The sequence below is a fragment of the Shewanella sp. 10N.286.52.E4 genome (genome assembly GCF_041468785.1).
GTDB classification, from domain to species: domain Bacteria; phylum Pseudomonadota; class Gammaproteobacteria; order Enterobacterales; family Shewanellaceae; genus Shewanella; species Shewanella electrodiphila.
Genome location: NZ_JBFRJJ010000057.1, coordinates 1 through 4,739, shown reverse-complemented (window position 1 = coordinate 4,739; position 4,739 = coordinate 1). Strand labels below are relative to the sequence as shown.

Sequence of the window (4,739 nt, the reverse complement as noted above, 5' to 3'; positions counted from 1 at the left end):
TACAACCCAGATAAGTTTTACCAGAAATGAGTCCAATCATTTCTTGGCATTACCTACATCCATGTAGGCATATCTGAGTTGATGGTAACTAGATTTATTACTTACTGTGAAAGGTAAGACTTAGTAAAGAATATAGAGCACTTAATAAAGTAAGACTCAAAGAAACAAACAGCTTTCCGAATTTAGTTAATCGCTTATGCGGTTAACGACCAAATTTGCTTGGTGACAATAGCATTGTGGTACCACCTGATCCCATCCCGAACTCAGTAGTGAAACGCAATCGCGCCGATGATAGTGTGGGGTCTCCCCATGTGAAAGTAGGTCATTGCCAAGCGCCTAATACTGATAAAGCCCTAACACAATGTGTTAGGGCTTTTTCTTTGCCTAAAAAAAGTTCAACCGCGGGTTTAGACACATCAACAGTTGATAGTGCGAGTGATATGCCCATGTAAAAATAGGTCATTGCCAAGCGTCTAATTTCTCTTAAATGAGAACAGATAGCCCGTTACTGACGTAGCGATTTTTTTGGGTCTGGAATTTGAGCGAACTATTTAGCCGCTTATGGAAACAGATAGTGTGGACGATATGCCCATGTAACAGTAGATAATCGCCAAGCGTCCCATATCTTTAAAATTAGTGCCTCTTATTTGAAAGCAGATAGCCCGTTACTGACGTAGCGGGCCTTTTTGTGTCTAAAATTTGAGCGAACTATCTAGCCGCTAATGGAAACAGATAGTGTGGTCGAAATGCCCATGTACCCTTACAAGGATAGTAAAAAATAGTTGATCGCCAAGCGCCCCATATCTTTAAAATTAGTGCCTCTTAATTGAGAGCAGATAGCCCGTTACTCACGTAATGGGCTTTATTGTAGCTGGGTTATATGATTATAAAACTCAAGTGTAAAGTTAGATGCAACGAGTTAGATTGAATCGGATATCTTTGAGTGAGAGCTCAAGGCGAACTACTGCATAAGTAATCCGTTAATTTCTACCGTCTCAAATACCTAATTTATTTGCCTGATAGTGTTATTAAATTCACCAAGGTACAATGAACTATCATTTTCCAAAATATCTAAATATGCCTGTCAGCTTAAAACCATTTAATACATTAGCTTTAGAGCAGGGCTGCCTTCAATTTTTTGAAGTAACGTCTGTTATAGAACTTAAACAACAACTTATTAAAGCAGCGAATGCTTCACTACCTACATTGATTTTAGGTGGAGGGAGTAATGTTGTTTTTACTAGTGATTACCAAGGCGTAGTGATTAAAGTGGCGACAAAGGGCATTGAAGTTAGTGAAGATGCTGAAGCTTTTTATATCTCTGTACAGGCGGGCGAAAGTTGGCATGAGTTTGTTGGCTATTGTTTAGATAATGGTTTTCATGGCTTGGAGAACTTAGCACTGATACCTGGCACTGTTGGTGCTGCACCTATTCAAAATATTGGTGCCTATGGGGTTGAGATTGACAAGTATTGTCAGAAAGTCAGTTACTTGAATTTAGCTAGCTTAGAAAGCAATACATTAACTAATTCAGAGTGTCATTTCGGATATCGTGATTCAATTTTTAAAAATGAATTAAAGAATCAAATTGCCATTACTGAAGTTCAGTTTAGATTACCAAAGGTATGGCAGGCAAATATAGAATATGGCCCACTGCAGCACTTTAATTTAGAAACAGTCACACCAAAACAAGTATATGACACTGTATGTGATATTCGAAAGAGCAAGTTACCTGACCCAGCAGTGCTTGGTAATGTAGGCAGTTTCTTTAAGAACCCAATAATAGAAGCCTCTCAATATATTGAGCTACTTAAGACCTATTCTGATTTGGTTGGTTATGCCCAAGCTGATGGCCAAATTAAAATTGCGGCTGGTTGGTTAATTGATGAAGCAGGCCTTAAAGGGGTCAATAAAGGTCGAGCGGCAGTGCATGATAAACAGGCCTTAGTGTTAGTAAACTTGGATGACGCAGTCGGAGAAGATATTTGTCAGCTTGCACATTACATAATGGATATTGTGTTAGCTAAATTTGGAATTCAATTGGATCCTGAGCCAAGGATTATTGGTGCAACTGGCGAGGTAAATTTGTAATGAATGAGCATTGGGACAAGAAAGCGCAGATTATTGGACTGTTAGATCATACTGAATTTATCTCTGGTGAACTAATTGCACAGCAAGTGGGATTATCTCGTACTGCAGTTAACAATCATATTGCACAATTAGAAACCTATGGTGTCGATATCTTCAGTGTAAAAGGTAAGGGATATAAATTAGCTAACCAATTACCTATTTTTGATAAAAGTAAACTTGTAAACAACATCGAAAATCGTTGCTTTTATTTTCATGAAATAGAAAGTACTAATGCTTTTATGCTTCAACATGCTGATGAACTAAAAAATGGTGATATTTGTATTGCTGAATATCAGTCAGCGGGTCGAGGTAGAAGAGGCAGACAATGGGTTTCACCATATGGTCAACATGTTTACGCATCTTTGTTTTGGAGACTTAACCAAGGCATGAATGCAGCCATGGGGCTTAGTCTTGTTGTTGCTTGTTCAATTGTGACTTCCTTAAAGGCGTTTGGAGTCGATGGTTTAGGCGTTAAATGGCCGAATGACATTTACCGAGATAATAAGAAGTTAGCAGGGATATTAATTGAGCTATCAGGTCATTCAATCGATGAGTGTAATTTGGTAATAGGCTTTGGTATCAATATGAGCATGTCAGAACAACATGCCGAGCAGATTGACCAACCATGGAGTGATTTAACCTCTTTGAATTCAATGCCTGACAAAACTGAGCTGTTAACGGCTATTCATAAACAACTTAAAATTGATCTCATGCAGTTTGAAGCTGAAGGTATGGAACCTTTTATATCACAGTGGCAAGAGTATGATTTGTTTTATGACAAACAGATTAATCTATTAATGGCACCAAATAATGTCACAGGAACATGTAAGGGCATTGATAAACAAGGTGCAGTGCTACTAGAGCACAATGGAGTAATAACGTCATATATAGGTGGAGAGATCAGTTTACGCGGAAGTGAGTAAACTGAATAAATTTCTAGCAACTATTTACGCAATAAAACTCGGTCAACCAGATGGTTGGCCGCTTTTTTTAGAATTAAGTTCGCACGCTCGCGGCTCGGTTTTATGTTTGTTTGCAAATTGGGACCATTGATCGTATCCCAAATGTTGGCAGCGGTAGCGTTGGCTTCATCATCTGAAAGTTGTGAATAGTGATGAAAGAAAGACTTTGGATCGCTAAATGCGCCTTGTCTGAACTTTAAAAAGCGTTGTTGGTACCATTCTTTTAATAATGATTCTTCAGCATCGACATAAATAGAGAAATCGACATAATCGGATAAGAAGCTACTTTTACTTTCAGGGCTAGGATCTAGCGCGGTTTGAAGTACATTTAACCCTTCGATAATAAGAATGTCAGGTTGATTAATGTTCTGTACTTCATCAGTGAGTCTGTCATAAGTCACATGAGAATAAAGGGGCGCACTGACATTGGGCTCACCTGCTTTTACTGCAGAAATAAAATCGATCAGCATTTTCATGTCATAACTCTCTGGAAAGCCTTTTCGCTTTAGCAGGTTATTATGGGTGAGTTCTGCCAAGGGGTATAAGAAGCCATCAGTGGTGACTAGTTCAACTTTAGGGTGCTCAGGCCAACGTTGTAATAATGTCTGAAGAATTCGAGCAGTGGTACTTTTACCAACAGCAACACTACCAGAAATACTAATGATGTAAGGTGTTTTAGTGGGTTTGTGATTTAAAAATTGATCAAGCACCACACTGCTTTGCTGCTTTGAATCAATAATGAGATTTAATAAACGGCTTAAGGGAAGATAAATGTCAGTGACTTCATCTAATGACAGCTGTTCATTCATACCACGTAGATTGGCTAGTTCATCTTCGCTAAGTGTTAAAGGTACAGAATTACGTAATTCTGACCACTGTTGGCGAAGAAATGAAAAATAAAGTGTTTGATGTAATGTATTGGTCGCTGTCATATCTTCCTTTCCTTAGGTCAGGCACAGTACACCACCAAATTATTTTGAACAATAGCTAAAGTCATCTTACTTATCGTCGGTTGACTAAATCGCTTTATTTTTATCCTGCTCAATCAAATAAAGCCCAAAAAAGCGCCATTTGAAACTTTTTTTAGCTTTTTTATGCATTTCCTATTGCACTTACGCCAACATTTACCTAATATCCGTTTCCGAAATGATTAGCCGGCATAGCTCAGTTGGTAGAGCAACTGACTTGTAATCAGTAGGTCCCGAGTTCGACTCTTGGTGCCGGCACCATTTTTCTGGAGGGGTTCCCGAGTGGCCAAAGGGATCAGACTGTAAATCTGACGGCTCAGCCTTCGAAGGTTCGAATCCTTCTCCCTCCACCATTTTTAAAGGTAGTTAGGTAGCCTTATTCAGGTTGCGCGGATGTCGTATAATGGTATTACTCCAGCCTTCCAAGCTGATAACGCGGGTTCGATTCCCGCCATCCGCTCCAAATTGCTGAACGACTTGATTGCTTAGTAGTTCGTTTAAATGAACTATTAAGTCAATCAAATCCTTTAAATCAGCACGTCCTGTCTTATGCTAAACTTAATCACCAAAACTAAACTAATTAATTCGATGTCATTCTATGCATCGGACTTTTTCTATATGTGTTTTCATCACCAAGACTCTGGATTGAGGCAATATCATGGCTAAAGAAAAATTTGAA

3 protein-coding genes, 3 tRNA genes and 1 rRNA gene are annotated in these 4,739 nt (G+C 38.7%); 6 read left to right on the top strand and 1 reads right to left on the bottom strand.

From position 1 onward, the window contains the following. Window positions 1–218 precede the first annotated feature (218 nt). The 3 genes from rrf (at window position 219) to birA (ending at window position 3,053) form a co-directional block, all read left to right on the top strand. Window positions 219–334: ribosomal RNA gene (gene rrf, locus AB4153_RS20575) — 5S ribosomal RNA — on the top strand. A 743-nt stretch (window positions 335–1,077) separates the two neighbouring features. Continuing rightward, window positions 1,078–2,091 (top strand): UDP-N-acetylmuramate dehydrogenase, encoded by a 1,014-nt coding sequence (murB, locus tag AB4153_RS20570; protein WP_371998521.1) that lies wholly within the window; start codon window positions 1,078–1,080, stop codon window positions 2,089–2,091. Then, a complete protein-coding gene (gene birA, locus AB4153_RS20565) occupies window positions 2,091–3,053 on the top strand; it encodes a bifunctional biotin--[acetyl-CoA-carboxylase] ligase/biotin operon repressor BirA (protein ID WP_371998520.1) in 963 nt (320 codons plus the stop codon). Before murB ends, birA begins: the two co-directional genes overlap by 1 nt. Window positions 3,054–3,073: 20 nt before the next feature. Here birA and coaA read toward each other — a convergent pair whose 3' ends face one another. Further along, the gene (gene coaA, locus AB4153_RS20560; protein ID WP_229372187.1) at window positions 3,074–4,024 is read right to left on the bottom strand and encodes a type I pantothenate kinase; all 951 of its coding nucleotides are present in this window, start codon (window positions 4,022–4,024) and stop codon (window positions 3,074–3,076) included. Window positions 4,025–4,245: 221 nt separating this feature from the next. On the opposite strand from coaA, the gene AB4153_RS20555 reads away from it, so the two are divergent. From AB4153_RS20555 to AB4153_RS20545, 3 genes are all read left to right on the top strand, one after another. Further along, a tRNA-Thr gene (locus tag AB4153_RS20555) sits at window positions 4,246–4,321 on the top strand. Window positions 4,322–4,328: 7 nt separating this feature from the next. Beyond that, window positions 4,329–4,413 (top strand) — tRNA-Tyr (locus AB4153_RS20550). Between the two features lie 36 nt (window positions 4,414–4,449). Further along, window positions 4,450–4,523: transfer RNA gene (locus tag AB4153_RS20545), tRNA-Gly, on the top strand. Window positions 4,524–4,739 lie beyond the last annotated feature (216 nt).

What these genes read in the sequence shown, in the direction of transcription:
- murB (WP_371998521.1), top strand. Translation starts at nt 1,078, where the DNA reads ATGCCTGTCAGCTTAAAACCATTTAATACATTAGCTTTAGAGCAGGGC.
- birA (WP_371998520.1), top strand. Translation starts at nt 2,091, where the DNA reads ATGAATGAGCATTGGGACAAGAAAGCGCAGATTATTGGACTGTTAGAT.
- coaA (WP_229372187.1), bottom strand. Translation starts at nt 4,024, where the DNA reads ATGACAGCGACCAATACATTACATCAAACACTTTATTTTTCATTTCTT.